This is a genomic window from Dyella mobilis, from assembly GCF_016904945.1.
In the GTDB taxonomy this organism is placed as follows: Bacteria; Pseudomonadota; Gammaproteobacteria; order Xanthomonadales; family Rhodanobacteraceae; genus Dyella_B; species Dyella_B mobilis.
The window spans coordinates 1-619 of the sequence record NZ_JADIKF010000003.1 but is presented as its reverse complement, the minus strand read 5'-3'; the positions used below and the strand labels follow the sequence as shown (position 1 = coordinate 619).

General features: G+C 62.5%; 1 protein-coding gene. It reads left to right on the top strand.

Annotated features, from left to right (window positions below; genetic code table 11):
- Nucleotides 1-619 (top strand): condensation domain-containing protein (locus ISS99_RS00015; protein ID WP_239537496.1); only part of this gene is annotated, 619 nt, incomplete at both ends.

Here is a 619-nt window from a genome sequence, read left to right as displayed (position 1 = left end):
GTGCGGAGATCGAGCCGTTGATCGGGTTCTTCGTGAACACGCTGGCGTTGCGCATGGATCTGTCGCAGGCACCGAGCGTGGCCGAGCTGTTGGCCAGCGTGCGGCAAACGGCGCTGTCGGCGCAGGACCACCAGGATCTGCCGTTCGAGCAGGTGGTGGAGATCGCCCAGCCGCCGCGTTGCCTGGATCACACGCCGTTGTTCCAGGTGATGTTTGCCTGGCAGAACAACGACACCGGCGAGCTGGCGTTGCCGGGGGTGCGCGTCGAGCCGGTGTCGCTCATTTCCGACATTGCGAAATTCGACTTGGAGTTGGCGCTGGGTGAAACCGAAGACGGCGCGATCGAAGGGGTGTTGAATTACGCCACGGCGTTGTTCGATGCAGCGACCATCGAGCGGCATCGCGGGTACCTGCTTGCTATGTTGCAGGCGATGGTGGCCGAGCCACTTGCATCGGTCGCCCAAGTGGATTTGCTCGCTGCCGAGGAGCGCGAGCTGCTGCTGCACACCTGGAACCAGACGGATGCACCGTATCCGAAGGATCAGTGCATCCATCAGCTGTTCGAGCAGCAGGTGTTGCGTACGCCCGATGCAACGGCCGTGGTGTTCGAAGATCAGTC